Here is a 16717-nt window from a genome sequence, read left to right as displayed (position 1 = left end):
CCCTCATGCAGCATGTGGTTAGGGCGATCGAGCAGGCCGAGCGCGGCCATGAAGCCGGCGAACCGCGACGGTCCGCACCTCACAGCTAACGCTTCCCTCCACGGTCGCAGAACTGTGTGGCGGCGGCGTACTGGATGCGCACCAGTGTGACCGCTGCTTGGATGTCATCCCCGCTGGCGATCGCGTCGTGGTAGTCGCGGAGGAGCAACTCATCGCGGTCCGTAAGGGCGGTGAGGGTGTTGAGCTGCTCCTTGAGGTCGTGCGGGGCGAGGCTGGTTCCGCCGTATGTGGCGGCGTGTTCGAGCTGGTGACTCGCCGCCCGCTTCGGCTTCGGCCTCCGTCGCAGATCCGGCTTGCTGGTGTCACAGGCGACGGCCAGGTCGTGTGCGGTGTTCCGGCCGCGCTGGGCGCCGCCCTGGCCTCCAGCCGCGGGCTGAGCCCCGGGCAGCCGGTCCATCTGGCCGACTTCGCACACGAGCACTGGCTGATGCCAGGCGCCGAGACCTCCTGCCACGAGATAACCCGCCGGGCCTGTGGCGCGGCCGGTTTCGTGCCCCGCACGATCGTGACTGCCAACGACTTCTCCGTGCTGAGCTGCACCCGCTGGCGGAACGCCTCGACCGCACGGTGGCGGCCTACACCCGGACCGGCGAGGCCCGCCTGCCACGGGCCGGGCTCGTGGGCAACTCCGCAGCGCCGCAGCGGACGTGACGGACACAGCGGACGAGTAGCGGCCTTCCAGCAGACGGCCCAGCGCCTCGTCGCCGAGGTGTGCGGCAGCGGCCAGGCAGGACCGGGTCAAGAGCCGGGGACGAGGATCGCAAGCACTCCGGGGACGTATCCGACGGACGGCCCACCCCCGTTCGGAGAGAGCCGCACTTACAGCGAGTTACCTTGGGGTTGGTCGCATGGCCCCGAGTGGGGACCATTGCGGGTGAACCCGAATCGGCGCATCAAGCGGTGCCTGGGGACGGTGGGCCGCCCTCTTCCGGGCGGCCCGGCCGGTCAGCGGATGCCCACGTAGAACCGGGTCTGGTCGCTGCGGTGCAACGCGTAGTAGGCCTCGAACCTGATGTGGTCCTTCGTCCACGCGACCGACTCGATGCCAAGCAGCGGCGTCGAGGTCGACACCTCCAGCAGCGCCGCCTCCTCGGCGTCGGGGAAGACCGCCTCGATCCAGCGGTCCGCCGCCGCGGGTTCGAGGCCGTAGCGCCGCCGTAGCACGTCGTACAGCGACTGGTTCTCCAGGATCGCGCGTTCGAGCCCCGGGACCAGCCGCGCGGGCAGCGCGGTGACGACGAGCAGCCACGGCTGGCCGTCGACGCGGCGCAGCCTGCGCAGGCGCACGACCTGCTCTCCGGCCGGGATCCGGAGCAGGGCCGCCTCACGCTCGTCCGCCTCACCCAGCGTCTGGCTGATCGCCTGGGTGGTCACCCGGCGGCCCGACTCGCGCAGGTCGTCGGCCGAGCCGGACATCGAGCCGATGAACCGCAGCTCCGTCTTGCGCGGTGCGACGAAGGCCCCCCTCCCCTTGACCTTGTAGATGAGCCGCTCCTGCACGAGCTCGCGCAGCGCCTCCCTGACGACCGTGCGGGACACCCCGAACAGGTCGCTCAGCTCGGCTTCCGACGGCAACGGCTGGTCCGGCAACCGGACGCCGCTCTCGATCTCCGCGCGCAACGCCCGCATGAGCTGCATCCACAGCGGCTCCGCCCCTTCGCGGTCGAGAGGCGGGTAGGTCAACGTCACTGAACCTCCTTGTCGGCACCGCACAGCATGCCATGACCATCACCTGTCACGACAAGCTTGCCAGAAAAGCCGCTAGTTCACCCTATTGACATGACCGTAACGCCCGCTTAGGTTCCTTGTCACTACAGGCCTGTAATGACAGGTCCTCGCAATCGAGGCGTTCGCTCACGCCACCACCCCCCGACTCGCGACCTGCCCTCACGGGAGACACCATGCACATGCGCCCATCACGCCGATCCTGGCGCGCCGCCCCGGCGGCGCTCGCCACCCTGGCCGTCCTGACCGCCGGGTGCGGGTCCACCGGCGGCAGCGACTCCGCCGCCGGGACGGCCGCCGCCGGCGGCGGCAAGCCGTTCATCGCGTTGAGCAACGGCTTCATCGGCAACGGCTGGCGGCAGACGATGATCGCCAAGTTCGAGGCCGCCGCCGAGCAGGCGCGGAAGGACGGCCTCATCGACAAGTACAAGGTCGTCAACGCGCCGGGCGAGAACTCGGCCACCGAGCAGGTCGCGCAGATCAAGAGCCTGCTGCTGCAGAAGCCGGACGCCCTGCTCATCGATCCCTCGTCGCCCACCGCGCTCAAGCCGGTGATCCAGCAGGCGTGCACCGCCGGCGTCAAGGTCGTCGTCTTCGACTCCGCCATCGACGCGCCGTGCGCCCACGTGCTGCAGAACAGCTTCACCGACTGGGCCACGCAGGCCGCCAAGCCGCTGCTGGACGGCATCGGCGGCAAGGGCTCCGTCATCGTCAGCCGCGGTGTCGTCGGCTCCCAGCCCGAGGCCGAGATGTACGAGACGACCAAGAAGATCCTCGCCGAGCACCCCGACGTGAAGACCGTCGCCACCGTGACGGGCATGTGCGACGGCGCCACCGCGCAGAAGGCGGTGCTCGGCGTGCTGTCCAGCGTGCCGAAGGTGGACGGCGTCATCGGCTGCGGAGACGGCCACGGCGTCGCCCAGGCGTTCGCCACCGCGGGCAAGCCGGCGCCCGCGGTCACGTTCGAGACCAACGGCCGCGCGCTGAACTACTGGAAGGAAAAGAAGATCGACAACGGCTCCGTCGCGGTCATGTCCGACCCGGGCCAGTCGGTCGCCGCCCTGTGGGAGGCACTGGACCTGCTCGACGGCCGGGACGTGCCCAAGCAGCTGACCTTCCCGATCGTCCTGGTGGAGCAGAAGGACCTCGACGCCTGGGCCGGCGCGCTCAAGCCCGACGAGTACGCCGCATGGCCGTGGACCCGCGAGCTGTTCCGGCAGCAGGTGGAGGCCGTCAAGAGCGGGGGCGAGCCCGTCCGGCCGCCGATCCCGTCCGCGGCCGGCTGACCGGCCCGCCGAAACCGCACCACAAGCGAGCACAGCACGGAGGAGACCGGGGCATGCACGTGGACAACCTCCCCGCGCCGCCGGGGACCGAACGGGACCGGGCCGCCCGGCCGCCCGTCGTCACCGCCAGGGGGGTGACCAAGGCGTACGGGCGCACCCGGGCACTGGCGGGCGTGGACCTGCAGGTCCGCGCGGGCGAGGTGCTCGGGCTCGTCGGCCACAACGGCGCCGGCAAGAGCACGCTGATGCGGGTGCTCGCCGGGCTGGAGTCCTGCGACGCCGGCGCGGTACTGGTGCACGGCGAGGAGGCGCCGGCCGGTTCCGCGGCGGCCTTCGGGACGGTGCGCATGGCCTACCAGGAGACGTCGCTGTGCCCGGACCTCACCGTGGCGGAGAACATGTGGATCTCCTCCCGGCACTGCCTGCCCCGGCTGGGGTGGCGGCGGGCGGCGAGCACGTCGGTACGCCGCCGCCTCGACGAGGTGTTCCCCGGGCACGGCGTGACCCCGCGCGACCGGGTCGAGGACCTGTCGCTGGCGCAGCGCCAGATGGTGGAGATCGTCCGTGCCTGCCTGGTCGACCGGCTCGATCTGCTGATCCTGGACGAACCGACCGAGTCGCTCGGCCCGGACGCGGCCCGGACGCTGTACGCGTACGTGCGCCGGCTGGCCGAGGCCGGCACCGCCGTGCTGCTCATCTCCCACCGCATCCGCGAGGTGCTCTCGGCGGCCGACCGCGTCGTGGTGCTGCGCGACGGCGCGGTCACCGCGGACCGGGCCGCCGCCGGGATGACCGAGCCCGACGTGCTCACCCTGATGGGCGCGCACGTCGCCGTCCCGTCCGAGCGCACCGGTACGGCGCACGCCGCGACCGGCGACGGTACGGGCGCCCGGGTGGTGGCCGAACTGCGCGACGCCCGCGGCGGCGGCCTGCACGGGGTGTCCCTGCGAATCGCCGCCGGCGAGGTGGTGGGCCTGGCCGGGCTGGCCGGGCAGGGCCAGCAGGAGGTGCTGGAACGCCTGTGGCGGCCCGCCCGGCGCGACACCGAGGTGAGCGTCACCCGGGCGTACGTGCCCGGGGACCGGCAGCGTTCCGGGCTGCTGCCCCTGTGGAACGTGGGCGACAACCTGGTCGTCACCGCGATGCGCGGGATCGCCCGCCGCGGGCTGCGCCGCATCGCCGATGAGCGGGACGTCGTCCGCCACTGGGTCGAGCGCCTGGCCGTCAAGGGCGGCGCGGACGCGGGCATCACCGAGCTGAGCGGCGGCAACCAGCAGAAGGTCGTCGTCGCCCGCGCGTTCGCCTCCACGGCCGGGCTGGTGCTGCTCGACGACCCCTTCCGCGGGGTGGACGTGCACACCAAGACCGAGCTGTACCGGCTCATCCGGGAGGAGGCGGCCAAGGGCCGCAGCATCGTCTGGTACTCCAGCGAGAACGCCGAGATGGCGCACTGCGACCGCGTCCACGTCTTCCGCGCCGGCCGGACCGTGGCCGAGCTGGCGGGCGAGGAGATTTCCGAGGAACGGATCATCGCCGTCTCCTTCGCCGAGTCGGACGAGCCCGACGTCCCGAAGGAGCCGGGCGAGTCCGGCGCCCCCGACCGCGCCGCGCACGGGAGGACCCATGGCTGAGCTGCTCGCACCCACCCTGCCGGGACGCGCGCGGATGCGCCACTCCGCACCCGCCGCCGTCAGCGCGCTGGCCCTGATCGCCATGATCGGCGTCTGCTCGACGCTGCAGCCCGGCGTGCTCAGCGTGCAGGGCCTCACGCTGGTCCTGTCGGCGACCGTGCCCCTCGTCATCGCCGCGCAGGCGCAGATGACGCTGATGGCCGTGGGCGACATCGACCTGGGCATCGGCGCCTTCGTCGGCCTGGTCACCGTCGTCACGGCGACCAAGCTGTCGTCGTCGCCGCTCGTCGGCGGCCTGGTCCTGCTCGGGCTGGTCGCCGCGTACGCGCTGCTCGGCCTGCTCATCCACCTGCGCCGGGTGCCGTCGCTGATCGCCACCCTGGGCGCGTCGTTCGTCTGGCTCGGGCTGGGCCTGTTCCTGCTGCCGACGCCCGGCGGCAGCACCCCCGAGTGGCTGGCGGCCTTCGGCGCCTGGCAGCCCGCCGGGTTCCCCGCGCCGCTGCTGCCCATCCTGCTGGTCACCGCGCTGGTCCACCTGCTCGCCTCGCGCGGCTCGGCCGGCGTGCGGATGCGCGCCCTCGGCAGTAACCCGGTCGCGCTGGGCCGGGCCGGGCTGCGTCCGCTGACCTCCCGCGTCATCGCCTATGCCACGGCGGGCGGGCTCGGCGTCGTCTCGGGCCTCGCCCTGGCCTCCCAGACCGGCGGCGGCGACGTGTCGTCGGCCTCCAGCTACACGCTCATGACGGTGGCGGCCGTGATCCTCGGCGGCGGCTCGTTCTCCGGCGGCGTCGCCGTCCCGTGGGGAGCGGCGGTCGGTGGCGTGACGCTGGGCCTGGTCAGCGTCGTGCTCAGCCTGCTCGACGTGCGGTCCGACCTCCAGTCGGCCGTGCAGGGCGGCATCGTGCTGGCCGTGCTCGCCGGTCGCGTGCTCGTGGGGAAGGTGCTGCGATGAACCTCCGTGTGACCCGTTCGCGCCCCTGGATCTGGGGCTTCGCCGCGGCGGCGCTGATCTGGCTGGTCATCCTGGCCATCTCCGGCCAGGGCGGCGGCCAGACGCTGTCCCTCGCCCTGTCCCTCGCTCCGTACCTGGTCATCGTCGGCCTCGGGCAGATGCTCGTCGTCACCGCCGGGCCGGGCAACATCGACGTGTCGGTGGCTCCGGTCATCTCGCTGGCCGGGTTCGCCTCGGTCGCGGTGTCGGCGGGCACCGGCTCGGCGCTCGCCGGGGTGCTGGCGGGGATCGGCGTCGGCCTGGTGGTGGCGGTCGTCAGCACGGTGGCGATCCTCGGCCTGGCCATCCCGCCGATCATCGCCACACTGGCCGCCGGGCTCGTCGCCTCGTCGGTCACGCTGCACCTGGCCGGCGGCTTCACCGCCGTGCCCGATCCCGGGCTGCGTGAGCTGCTCAACCTGCGCCCCCTCGGCGTGCCCGCGCTCGCCGTGGCGATCGCGGCGCTGACGTGGCTGACCGTCGTCCTGCTGCGCCGCACCGTCTACGGCCGGTCCCTGATCGCGGTGGGGCAGAACCGCCGCGCCGCCGAACGGGCCGGCGTCCCGGTCTCCCGCGTGATCGCGACGGCGTACCTGCTGAGCGGGGCGCTGGCCGGGCTGACCGGCGCGCTGCTCGCCACCTACATCGCGCCCTCCGCCGACCTCGGCACCCGCTACCTGCTCGACTCCGTGGCCGTCGTCGTCATCGGCGGCACGCTCATCTCCGGCGGCCGCGCCGTCCCGGTGGGCGTGTGGGGGGCGGCGCTGTTCTTCATCCTGCTCGACGGCCTGGTGAACCTCGTGGGCTGGAGCACCGCGGCGCAGAACCTGCTCAAGGGCGGCCTGGTGCTCTTCGTCCTCTTCCTCGCCGGCGGGGGTGACCGTGCCCGAAGCACGGCCCCCCGGCTCAGACGGCGGCCGCGTCCCGCGGCCGCCACCACCACTACCACAGGAGACAACTCTGATGGCTGACACCGACGGTCTCATCGACGCCCGCGACTTCGGGACGTCCGCGCCCGCGGCGAGCGGCCTCTCCGGCGGGTTCCACGTCAAGGGCGCCCACGGACAGGACTGGGGCCTGCGCAACCGCCTGTCGCGCATCTTCCGGCCGGACACCGGGCGCACGGTCATGCTGGCGTTCGACCACGGCTACTTCGTCGGCCCGATGGCCGGCCTGGAGCGTCTCGACACCGGGATCGCCCCGCTCGTGCCCGCCGCCGACGCGATCATGATGACCCGGGGCGCGCTGCGCACCAGCATCCCGCCGACCACCGACGCCGGGATCGTGCTGCGCGCCAGCGGCGGCCCGAGCATCCTGCGCGAGCTGTCGGACGAGCACATCGCCCTCGACATCGAGGACGCGCTCCGGCTCAACGCCGCGGCGCTGGCCATCCAGGTGTTCATCGGCGGCGAGCACGAGTCCCGGTCGGTGGCGAACCTGGCCGCGCTCGTGGACGCCGGCCAGCGGCACGGCGTGGCCGTGCTCGGCGTCACCGCCGTCGGCAAGGACATGGTCCGCGACGCCCGCTACTTCCGGCTGGCCACGCGGATCAGCGCCGAGATGGGCGCGCACGTCGTCAAGACCTACTACGTCGAGGACGGGTTCGAGACCGTCACCGCGAGCTGCCCGGTGCCGATCATCGTCGCGGGCGGCAAGAAGCTGCCCGAGCTGGACGCCCTCACCATGGCGTACCGGTCGATCCAGGAGGGGGCGGCGGGCGTCGACATGGGCCGCAACATCTTCCAGAGCGAGTCCCCCGCCGCCATGCTGGCCGCGGTGCGCGGGGTCGTGCACGACGGGCTCAAGCCCGCCGAGGCGTACGAGCTGTTCAAGGAGACGGCGGCCGGCGCCACGGGCAACGCCGAGTCCTGACCCTCGTGAGCGCGGGTCCGTGAGCGCGTTCGGACCGCCGCGGACCCGCGCCCGTCACCTCCGGGAGCCTCCCCATGTCTCACCATCCCGCCGGAACCGGCGGCGAGGTCGATCTCGCCGTCATCGGGGCCGGTATCAACGGGCTCGCCATCGCCCGGGACGCCGCCGCCCGCGGGCTGCGCGTCGCCGTCGTGGACCGCGCCGACATCGGCTCCGGCACGTCCAGCACGTCCAGCCGGCTGATCCACGGCGGCCTGAAATACCTCGAACGCTACGACTTCTCCCTCGTGCACGAGTCCATCCGGGAGCGGCACCTGCTCTTTCGCACCGCTCCGCACCTCGTGCGCGACTATCCCATGCTGATCCCCTTCTACCGGGGCAACAGCCGGCCGGGCCCGCTGATCCGGCTGGGCCTGCTGGCCTTCGACATGCTGTCGCTGGGCCGGGGACGCGGCCTGAGCCGTCGCGTGCCGCTGGGCGAGGTGGCCCGCCGGTGGCCCGGCCTGTCGCGCGCGGGCCTGCGCGGGGCGGCGCTGTTCCACGACGCGCAGGTGCCCTGGGCGGAACGGCTCTGCGTCGAACTGCTTCTCGACGCGCGGCGGCTGGGTGCGCGGGTGCTCACCCACACCACGGTCACCGGCCTCATCGTGGACGACGGTCACGTCCGCGGGCTGCGCACCGAGGACCGCCGCACCGGCCGGCGCGAGGAGATCCGGGCCGCCGTCACCGTGAACGCGGCCGGCCCGTGGATCGACCGCGTCCTCGACGGGCAGGTAAAGAGCCGCCGGCTGAACGGGGGCACCAAGGGCAGCCACGTCGTCGTCGACCCGTTCCCCGGCGCGCCGGACACCTGCATCTTCTTCGAGGCGGCCGCCGACCGGCGGCCCATCTTCGTCCTGCCCTGGCAGGGCAGGTACGTGCTCGGCAGCACCGATCTCAGCTACGACGGCGACCTGGACGACGTCACGGCGGGCGACGACGAGATCGGCTACCTGCTCGCCGAGACCAACCGCATCTTCCCGGACGCCCGGCTCACCCCCGGCGACGTGCTCTACAGCATCGCCGGGATCCGGCCGCTGCCGCACACCACCGGCGTGGCGGACAACGCCAAGATCAGCCGGGGGCACACCGTGCTCGACCACGCGCCCGCGTACCAGGGCCTGCTGACCGTCATCGGCGGGAAGCTCACCACGCACCGCGCGCTGGCCGAGGACGTCACCGACGCGGCGCTGCGGGTGCTCGGCCGCCGGCCCAGAAGGTGCGTGACGCGGGGACGGCCGCTGCCCGGCGCGGAGACCTCGGACTGGCCGGAGTTCGCCCGGGACTTCCTCCGCCACTCGCCGCTCGACCGGCCGCGCTCGGCCAGGCTGCTCACCCTCTACGGGGTGCGTGCCCGCCGCGTGCTCGACCTGGCCGCCGAGGAGCCCGCCCTCGCCGAGACCGTCGACAAGGAGAGCGGCGCGCTGGCCGCCGAGGTCGTCATGGCCGTGCGCGATGAGGGCGCCGTGACCCTGGGTGACATCATGCTCAGACGTACCCTCATCGGGCTCGGCGCCGACATGGGCCTGTCCGCCGCACCCGCCTGCGCCGCCGTGGCCGTACGCCATCTCGGCTGGGACGAGGAGCGGGCCAGGGCCGAGGTGATCGGCTACGAGAAGGAGCTGGAGCGCTACCGGCCGCGGGCCCTGGCGGCAGCGGCGGGCGACAGGAGGACATCGTGACGGACCGGGCGACCTGCTACATCGGCGTCGACGTCGGCCTGACCGCGTCGAAGGCCGCAGCGTTCGACGCGGAGGGCCGCGAGGTCGGCGTGGTGCACGCCCGCACGCCGCGCACCACCACGACCGCGCACCGGCACGACGTCGACATGCCGGGGCTGGCCGACACCGTCGTCGCGCTGCTCGGGCGGCTGTCCGCCGAGCTGGCGGCCGGCGGGTACGTCCCCGCCGGGATCGGGGTGGCCGCGCACGGCAACGGCCTGTACCCCGTCGACGCGGACCTGCGGCCGGTCGGCCCGGCCATCGCCTCCTCCGACAGCCGGGCCCGGCACCTCGTCGACGCGATCCCCGCCGAGACCGCCCGCACCCTGGCGGCCGAGACCGGGTCCATCCCGTGGGCGGCGCAGCCGGCCGTGCTCCTGCGCTGGCTGCACGACCACGATCCCGAGGCGTACGCGGCGACCCGGTGGGCGCTGTCCTGCAAGGACTGGGTGACCTCGCAGCTCACCGGCAGGCCGAGCGCCGACTACAGCGACGCCAGCGCGTTCGGCATGGTGGCCCTGGACACCCGCCGCTACACCCCGACGGCGCTGGAGCTGGTGGGGCTGCCGGCGAGCGACCTCGACCGGTTCCCGCCGCTGCGGGAGTCGGGTGAGGTCGTGGCCGGGCTGAGCGCGCGGGTGGCGGAGCTGACCGGGCTGCCCGAGGGGCTGCCGGTGATCGCCGGGTGCATGGACTGCGTGGCCGCGACGCTCGGCGCGGGCGGCCGCGAGCCGGGCGACGTGACGATCATCGTCGGCACCTGGGCCATCAACGGCGTCGTCGTGCCGGCGCGGGTGCCGGCTCCCGGCGTCACGCTCAGCGCGCTGATGCCCGACTCCCGGACGATGCTGGCCATGGAGGTCGCGCCCACGTCGGCGGCCAACCTGGAGTGGCTGGCCTCGGCGTGCGCGCCGCACGGCCAGGTGGGCGGCGTTCCCGCGGCCGAGCTGCTGCGGGAGGCGGCCGAGGTGGACCCGGGGGCGGGCGGGCTGCTGTTCCTGCCGTTCGTCAACGGCGCGCCCGAACACCCGGCGGCCTCCGGCACCTTCCTCGGCGTCTCCGGGCTGCACCGGCGCGGCCACCTCACCCGCGCGGTCATCGAGGGGGTCGCCCAGTACCACCGGGTGCAGCTCGAACGGGTGCTGGCCAGCGGGGCCGCCGTCGGCGACCGGCCCTGGCGGCTCGCCGGAGGGGGCGCGCGGTCGGAGGTGTGGGCACAGGTCTTCGCCGACGTCCTCGGGCGGCCGGTGCGCCGGCAGCTCACCAGCGAGCTGGGGGCGCGCGGGGTCGCCTCGCTGCTGCCCGCCGCGCTCGGCCATGCGGACGTGCCGTGGTCGATCAGCGACAGCGACGACCTGTGCGTACGGCCGGGGCCCGGCCGGGCGGCGTACGTGCGGCAGGGTCAGGCGTTCGACCGGTGCCTGGCCGGCATGTCGACGGCCTGGTCCGAGGTCGAGCGGTACCGCAGCGCCGAGTTCGAGCCGGTCCCCGGCCCGGTCAGGCCCGCGACCGCCGGCGCCTGACGCGGCCAGGTGGGGCTTTCGCCCTCTCCTCGTATCCCAGGCCCCTGGCCGACCCCTACCGCGGAGAACGCAGGCGCCGTGATCACGGTCACCCGCGGCGGCTCGTCGAGGGTCGTCGCCAGGTGACGGCCCTCCGCTCCCGAACATGTCCCCAGCCGCCAGGTAGCGGAATGAGAGATCACGATTGCGGTTCGTGATCGTTTCGGAGCGGTACCGGGACGCCTGCTTCGAGATCCGCGCCACCACCCCGGCTGGAGACGATCTCAACCTCGGCGACGGCGGGTTCGTCACCTGGAGCGCCGACCTGCTCGGCAACGCCAAGGAACGCCTGCTCATCAGCGGTCTGGGGCTCGAGCGCCTTTGCGAACGCTTCGGCCCGCCCACCTGCGGCGATCAGATCAGAGGGCCGTCCGGCCGATGTGACCGCTCCGCTAACGGCCGCGGCGGACGAGACAGCCGCCAGACCAGGTCAACGCCGCTCTCGCCCGGGGTCGACGGCCGGCACGGCGCTGCCTCGGGATGATCCGGACGTGAGCGCTCTCCTTGACCGGCCCTGACGGCACAGGACGACGACCTCGGGGTCCGCTATGTCCGGCCGCGCCGGCCTGGTCACGACGCGTCAGACGATCGGCCGGCCCAAAGGCCTGCGCCACACACATCAGCTCCGGCAGGGAGAGGCACCGAACACATGAAGGACACCGAGATCCCGCGGGCGGTGGCCGCGGCCGTCGACACGGCCGCCGAGTACGGTTTGGGCGCCGACGACGTTGCCGTGCTGCACAACTCGAACCGGATCGCCGTCCGGCTGCGGCCCAGCGGCGTGCTCGCCCGGGTCGCGCCCCTCTCGCACCGCCTCGGCTTCGAGGTCGAGATCGCCCGGCGCCTCGCCGGGACCGGCAGCCCGGTGGCGGGTCTCGATCCGAGGGCCGAGCCCCGCGTCCATGTCCGCGACGGCTTCGCCGTCACCCTGTGGACCTACTACGAGCCCACCGCCGCACCCGAGAACCACCCGCCCGCGGCCTACGCCCTGGCCCGGCTGCCGTGTTGCTTGACATCCTCACACCGGTGATCGATGCCCACCGCCCCACCAAGGCCACTGTCGCCATCCCCGTCACCGGGCCGCGGCGGCTGCCACGCCGGCTTCTGGAACATCTCCATGGCTCCCGCCGCGCGGGAATGAGCCCGCCGGGCCCGTGTTCCGGTCTTGGGGCCTTGGTACAGCCGTCATGGTGACGGCTGCCCGGGTTTCGACTCCGCGGGAACATTTGTCCAAGACTGGCGGCCGGCCGCCCGTGCACAGTCTCCCTATGAGTGAATACGACATTGAGCACTCGCATGGGATGCACGTGGTCCATGACGGCCCGCGGCAGGCGCCGCCGTTGCTGCTCATCCACGGATCGGGGGCCTCGGGCGGTTTCTGGGGTCCAGTGGTCCCGGCGCTGGCCGGCCACCATCACGTCATCCGGGTCGACCTGCCGGGTTGCGGCCAGTCCCCGCCCGCGTCGTCGTATGACGTGCCCGCGCAGGCGGGTCAGGTGGCGGCGCTGCTGGACGACCATGGGCTTCGTCACGTCGCCGTGGCCGGGCACTCCAGCGGCGGCTACGTCGCCACCGCGCTCGCCGAGCGACGTCCCGACCTCGTCGGTTCGCTTTCGTTGATCAGTAGCGGCCCGAGTCCGGATGCGCTCCTCCGGCAGCCGTTCATTCTTCGGGTGCTGCTGGCCCCGCCGTTGGGCCCGCTCATTTGGCCGAGGCGTTCGGCTGCGATGATCCGCAAGGGGATCGGCGCGACGGCCGTTCGCCCGGTGGACCTCCCGGACGACGTGGTCGCCGACGTACGGGGCATCACCTACCGCGTGATGAGGACGGTGCTGCGCCGGAACACCGCCTACATCGCCGAACGGAGCGTGCCCGAGCGTCTGGCCGCCCTCGATGTCCCCGTACAGGTGATCTTCGGTGCTGCGGACCCCCGCTGGGAGCCGTCCTCGGCGCACCGGTACGAAGCGGTGCCGAACGCCCGGGTCGAGTTGCTGCCAGGCGTCGGGCACCTGCCCATGCTGGAAGCGCCCGAGACGGTCGGCAAACTGCTGCTGAGCTTCACTGCAACGGGGCCGCGACCACCCGTAAAGCCTGATGCCTAGATTGGGCATGTGTTGCCGACCGGGACGTCACCTGACCGGGCCTGGGTGGACGTCGCGATCCCGCGCCCGTCGGTTGGGTTGCCGGGAGTCAGCATGGCCGGCACGAGCACGGCAGTGTCGTCGTCGGGCTCCTGCCCGGCGACCTCCGGACGACTGGCCGGGGAGTCGGCGAGCTGCTCCAGATCCGGCTGGATCCGGTCGCGGCGGCCACGTTGTTCGGCGCATCGGCCGAGCTCAGCGGGACGGTGGCAGCCCTTGAAGACTTCTGGGGCCGCGACGCCGGGCGAGCCGAGGACAGGCTGCGCGCCGCCGCGTCGTGGGACGAACGCTTCACGATCGCGGCGGGCATCCTGGGCCTGCGGCGGGGCACCCACCCACCGGTCGACCCCGAGGTCGCCCACGCATGGCGGCGGACGCTCGCCAGCCGGGGGCGGGTGCGGGTCGACGGCCTGGTATCGGCTACGGACGGGTCTCCACCCGCGACCAGAACCCCGCCAGCCAACGCGACGCCCTCACTGCAGCCGGATGCGACCGGATCTTCGTCGACAAGGCATCTGGGAAGATCGATCGACGCCCTGAGCTCGACAAGGCGCTGGACTATCTCCGGCCCGGCGACACCTTGGTCATCACCCGCCTGTCGCGCGCCGCCCGCTCGCTGCGCCACCTGCTGGACTTGGCGGCGCAGCTTCGCGAGCGCGAGGTCGACCTCCTGGTGCTCAAGCAGGGCATCGATACCTCCACGTCGTCAGGGCGCTTGCAGTTCCACATGTTCGGCGCCTTCGACGAGTTCCTCCGGGAACTCATCGTCGAGGGCACCCTCGAAGGGCTCGCCTCGGCCCGAGCGCGCGGCCGCGTCGGCGGGCGCCCACCGGCTCTGGACTCCCACGGCGTGGAGATGGCTCGCGCGTTGTACGGGATGACGGGTGACGACGGCAAGCGCCGCTACACCGTCCAGCAGATCGCCGACCGGCTCGGCGTCAGCCGCGCCACCATCTACCGCCACCTCGATCCCGACAAGCCGGTCTCGGCGTAGGAGAAGCACGGTGGCTGCCCCCGATCACCTACCGGTGACGGGTTCCGAGGTTCGGGTGACTCGGCCTTCGGGCAGGCCCGGCGGGTCAGCCATGTGGGAGTGCGTCAGGCATTGTCGGCAGAGTCGGCGGTGTCCAGTCCCACAGGGGACCGAGCGTGCGGGGTGCGAGGCGCGCCCACAGCGTTGAGGGGGTGAGCCGGAGGGCGAGAGCGATCAGGGCGTGGGCGGTCGACCCTGCGTTGATCACTTGAAGACCGGCTTGGCGGGCGTTGCGGGCGGTGGCCTGGGTGCGGGGGCGGCGCTGAGCATCGTAGGCGGCCAGCGCCGCGGGTACGGGCGTGTTGTCGGCGAGGGCGGCGGCCAGGACGACGGCGTCTTCGATCGATTGGCCGGCGCCTTGGCCGCGATCAGGGCTCATGGCGTGGGCGGCGTCGCCGAGCAGGGCGATCCGGCCGCTGGCGTAGGCGGGCAGATCGGGTAGGTCGTGGATGTCGAGGTGGCGGACCTGTTCGGGCGGCGTGGCCTGCAGGAGGGCGGGGATCGGGTCGTGCCAGCCGGCGACGCGCCGGCGCACTTGCTCCAGCTCGTCGTCGAAGCGGACGCCGCTCTGGTCGGCGGCGCTGCCCAGCGCCCAGTAGACCTGGCCCGGCGCGACGGGGTGGATGAGGAAGTAGCAGCCGCGGCCCAGGGTCATGCTGCCGCGCACCGGGAGGGAGGTGCCGGCCAGGCCGACCCAGGCGGTGTAGCCGAGGAATCGCGGGCCGGGGGCCTGCGGCCACAGCAGGCGTCGGGTGAGGCTGTGGATGCCGTCGGCGCCGACGACCAGGTCGGCGTCCTGCCGGCCGGCGGTGTGGGTGACGGTCACCTTCTCCGAGTCCTGGGCCAGGCCGGTGACCTCGACGCCGGTGTGCACCACGTCCTGGGGCAGCGCCTGCCGGAGCAGCCGATGCAGGGCGGCGCGGCGGAAGGCGCGCAGCGGCGGGTTCTGGCCGGTGGGGGCGTGCATCAGGTGGCGGCCTGAGGGCAGGCGCATGGCGTGGGTGGCCCAGGTCGGCATGCTCGCCGCCTCGGCCTGTTCGGCCAGGCCGAGTTCGGCCAGGGCGCGCATCGCGTTGGGTGACTGCGACAAGCCGGCGCCCACCTCGCCGAAGGCGTGCACGCGCTCCAGCACCTCCACCTGCCAGCCGATGCGGCGCAGGGCGACGGCGGCGGCCAGACCGCCGATGCCGCCCCCTATCACGATCGCGTGGCCGGTCATGAATCCTCCTTGTCCAGCGGTGGGGCCTGTTCGAACACCTTGGCCATCCACGCGAAGGTGGCGTGCGCTTGGCGGACGCGTGCCGCCCGTTCGTCGTCGGGGCCGACCAGATCGAGGCCCTGGCGGGTGATGTCGAGGAATGAGGCGATCCCCGCCACCTGCTGCCGCACCACCGCCTGCCAGGCGTCGTCGGCCATCCGGTAGTACATGGTGCGATCGCCCGGCCGGGTCCTCCAGGTGAGGAAGCCCATGCCGGTCAGCAGTCGCAGGTTCATGGTCAAAGACGCGCGGCTGGCGCCGATGGCGGCGCTGATCTGGCCTGCCGACTGCTCCGGCGGATCGCAGACCATCAGCCAGCCCAGGATCCGCCCGGCGATCGGCGGCACGCCATCGCGTGCCAGGTGCATGGCGACCTGCTCAGCCCATTCCAGCAGTTGTTCGTCGTCGGCCACACGAACCCTCCCTCTTTTCGCGAGTTTCAGTATGAGCTAAAGTCCGTGTATCCAACAAGATGGTGAGCCGGGAAGTCTGGTCGGCCCGTGACGCGCGTCGCGGAGAACAAGGAGGGCTTCCCCTATGTCCACCACATGGCTGCTGCGCTGCGGCCTGGCCGCCGGCGTCCTGGTTCCGGTCGTGCTGTGGGCCGACGGCGCCACCCGCCCCGCCTACAGCCTGTGGCACCACGGCGCCAGCCAGCTCGGCACGGGCGAGCGCGCCTGGCTCCAGACCGCCGACTTCCTGCTCGGCGCCCTGCTGCTGGGCCTGTTCGCCATCGGCCTGCGACGGGCCCTGCACCCCGGCCGCGGCGCCACCTGGGGACCCGCCCTCATCGCCACCGCAGCCGTCGGCCTGGCCGTGGCCGGGCTGGTGCCCACCGACCCCGCCCTCGGCTACCCGCCCGGACAGCCGGAAGGCCTCACCCCCGCCGGAGGCGTCCACCAGGCGGCCGGGCTCGCCCTGTTCGCGGGCCTCAGCGGCGCCGCCTTCGTCCTCGCCCGACGCTTGGGCGCGTCCAGCCGCGCCTGGACCCGCTACCTACGCGCCTCGGGTTCCCTCGTCGTCATCTTCGCCTTCGCCGCCGGCATCGCCTACCGCCTCGACACGCTCGGCATCTGGCGACCCGCTCCGGCCGGTCTGCTCGAGCACCTCGCCCTGCTGACAGGGCGGGGGCCGGGGACGCGCACCCCCGCCCGCCCGGAGCCGGTCCGTCCGGCCACGGCGTCCTCGTACCTGACGGCTCCGGGCACCGCCCCCCTCTCCACCCCCACCTCGATGAGCCGCCCCTCAGCGAGATGCCGCCCGTCCTCACCGTCTCCGGTCAGGCCGTGGGACCGCGGGACCCGGGCGACGGCCGGGGTGACGCGGCCGGCCAGCTCGCCGTCGTACAGCAGCGCCTTCAGCTCCGCCTCGGTGTAGAGGTAGACCAGCTCGTCCTCG

General features: G+C 73.1%; 18 protein-coding genes. 13 read left to right on the top strand and 5 right to left on the bottom strand.

Annotated elements, in window-relative coordinates:
• Positions 1-85: 85 nt before the first annotated feature.
• Complete coding sequence (locus HT134_RS17860; protein ID WP_175601494.1) at positions 86-481, bottom strand: hypothetical protein; 396 nt, start codon at positions 479-481, stop codon at positions 86-88.
• Between HT134_RS17860 and HT134_RS48095 the strand changes: the two genes are divergently transcribed.
• Positions 383-1024, top strand: a complete 642-nt coding sequence (locus HT134_RS48095; protein WP_376768098.1) for a LysR substrate-binding domain-containing protein — start codon at positions 383-385, stop codon at positions 1022-1024. The two genes, HT134_RS17860 and HT134_RS48095, sit on opposite strands and share 99 nt — an antisense overlap.
• Here the strand turns inward: HT134_RS48095 and HT134_RS17855 are convergent.
• Positions 1006-1749, bottom strand: coding sequence for a GntR family transcriptional regulator (locus HT134_RS17855; RefSeq protein WP_312888199.1), 744 nt, complete (start codon positions 1747-1749; stop codon positions 1006-1008). The genes HT134_RS48095 and HT134_RS17855 overlap by 19 nt on opposite strands.
• Before the next feature lie 212 nt (positions 1750-1961).
• On the opposite strand from HT134_RS17855, the gene HT134_RS17850 reads away from it, so the two are divergent.
• From HT134_RS17850 to HT134_RS17805, 10 genes are all read left to right on the top strand, one after another.
• Positions 1962-3071 (top strand): ABC transporter substrate-binding protein, encoded by a 1110-nt coding sequence (locus HT134_RS17850; protein WP_175601493.1) that lies wholly within the window; start codon positions 1962-1964, stop codon positions 3069-3071.
• Positions 3072-3124: 53 nt separating this feature from the next.
• Entirely contained in the window at positions 3125-4702 is a 1578-nt protein-coding gene (locus HT134_RS17845; protein WP_175601492.1) for a sugar ABC transporter ATP-binding protein, read from the top strand.
• Complete coding sequence (locus HT134_RS17840) at positions 4695-5654, top strand: ABC transporter permease (RefSeq protein ID WP_175601491.1); 960 nt, start codon at positions 4695-4697, stop codon at positions 5652-5654. Before HT134_RS17845 ends, HT134_RS17840 begins: the two co-directional genes overlap by 8 nt.
• Positions 5651-6664, top strand: a complete 1014-nt coding sequence (locus tag HT134_RS17835; protein ID WP_175601490.1) for an ABC transporter permease — start codon at positions 5651-5653, stop codon at positions 6662-6664. The genes HT134_RS17840 and HT134_RS17835 overlap by 4 nt, the downstream gene beginning before the upstream one ends.
• Entirely contained in the window at positions 6657-7565 is a 909-nt protein-coding gene (gene lsrF / locus HT134_RS17830) for a 3-hydroxy-5-phosphonooxypentane-2,4-dione thiolase (protein WP_175601489.1), read from the top strand. Before HT134_RS17835 ends, lsrF begins: the two co-directional genes overlap by 8 nt.
• A 74-nt stretch (positions 7566-7639) precedes the next feature.
• Positions 7640-9286: a glycerol-3-phosphate dehydrogenase/oxidase gene (locus HT134_RS17825; RefSeq protein ID WP_175601488.1), complete on the top strand. Its 1647-nt coding sequence runs from the start codon at positions 7640-7642 to the stop codon at positions 9284-9286.
• Positions 9283-10848: an FGGY-family carbohydrate kinase gene (locus HT134_RS17820; protein ID WP_175601487.1), complete on the top strand. Its 1566-nt coding sequence runs from the start codon at positions 9283-9285 to the stop codon at positions 10846-10848. Before HT134_RS17825 ends, HT134_RS17820 begins: the two co-directional genes overlap by 4 nt.
• 193 nt (positions 10849-11041) lie before the next feature.
• Entirely contained in the window at positions 11042-11371 is a 330-nt protein-coding gene (locus HT134_RS17815; protein ID WP_175601486.1) for a hypothetical protein, read from the top strand.
• A 165-nt stretch (positions 11372-11536) separates the two neighbouring features.
• Entirely contained in the window at positions 11537-11917 is a 381-nt protein-coding gene (locus tag HT134_RS17810) for a hypothetical protein (RefSeq protein WP_175601485.1), read from the top strand.
• A 238-nt stretch (positions 11918-12155) separates the two neighbouring features.
• Entirely contained in the window at positions 12156-12989 is an 834-nt protein-coding gene (locus HT134_RS17805) for an alpha/beta fold hydrolase (protein WP_175601484.1), read from the top strand.
• Here the strand turns inward: HT134_RS17805 and HT134_RS17800 are convergent.
• Positions 12986-13390 carry a hypothetical protein gene (locus HT134_RS17800; RefSeq protein WP_175601483.1) on the bottom strand — a complete coding sequence of 135 codons (405 nt, stop codon included), beginning with the start codon at positions 13388-13390 and terminating at the stop codon, positions 12986-12988. The genes HT134_RS17805 and HT134_RS17800 overlap by 4 nt on opposite strands.
• Positions 13391-13392: 2 nt before the next feature.
• Here HT134_RS17800 and HT134_RS17795 point away from each other — a divergent pair, with 2 nt between their 5' ends.
• Positions 13393-14022 (top strand): recombinase family protein, encoded by a 630-nt coding sequence (locus HT134_RS17795; RefSeq protein WP_175601482.1) that lies wholly within the window; start codon positions 13393-13395, stop codon positions 14020-14022.
• 85 nt (positions 14023-14107) lie between these two features.
• On the opposite strand, the gene HT134_RS17790 is transcribed toward HT134_RS17795, so the two are convergent.
• Both HT134_RS17790 and HT134_RS17785 read right to left on the bottom strand, forming a co-directional pair.
• On the bottom strand, positions 14108-15280 hold the full coding sequence (locus tag HT134_RS17790) for an FAD-dependent monooxygenase (RefSeq protein ID WP_175601481.1): 1173 nt from the start codon (positions 15278-15280) through the stop codon (positions 14108-14110).
• Positions 15277-15732 carry a GbsR/MarR family transcriptional regulator gene (locus tag HT134_RS17785; protein WP_175601480.1) on the bottom strand — a complete coding sequence of 152 codons (456 nt, stop codon included), beginning with the start codon at positions 15730-15732 and terminating at the stop codon, positions 15277-15279. The genes HT134_RS17790 and HT134_RS17785 overlap by 4 nt, the downstream gene beginning before the upstream one ends.
• 124 nt (positions 15733-15856) lie before the next feature.
• On the opposite strand from HT134_RS17785, the gene HT134_RS17780 reads away from it, so the two are divergent.
• Complete coding sequence (locus HT134_RS17780) at positions 15857-16696, top strand: DUF998 domain-containing protein (protein WP_175601479.1); 840 nt, start codon at positions 15857-15859, stop codon at positions 16694-16696.
• Positions 16697-16717 lie beyond the last annotated feature (21 nt).

Source organism: Nonomuraea rhodomycinica, from assembly GCF_013363995.1.
GTDB classification, from domain to species: Bacteria; Actinomycetota; Actinomycetes; order Streptosporangiales; family Streptosporangiaceae; genus Nonomuraea; species Nonomuraea rhodomycinica.
This window is presented reverse-complemented; position numbering and strand designations above follow the sequence as displayed.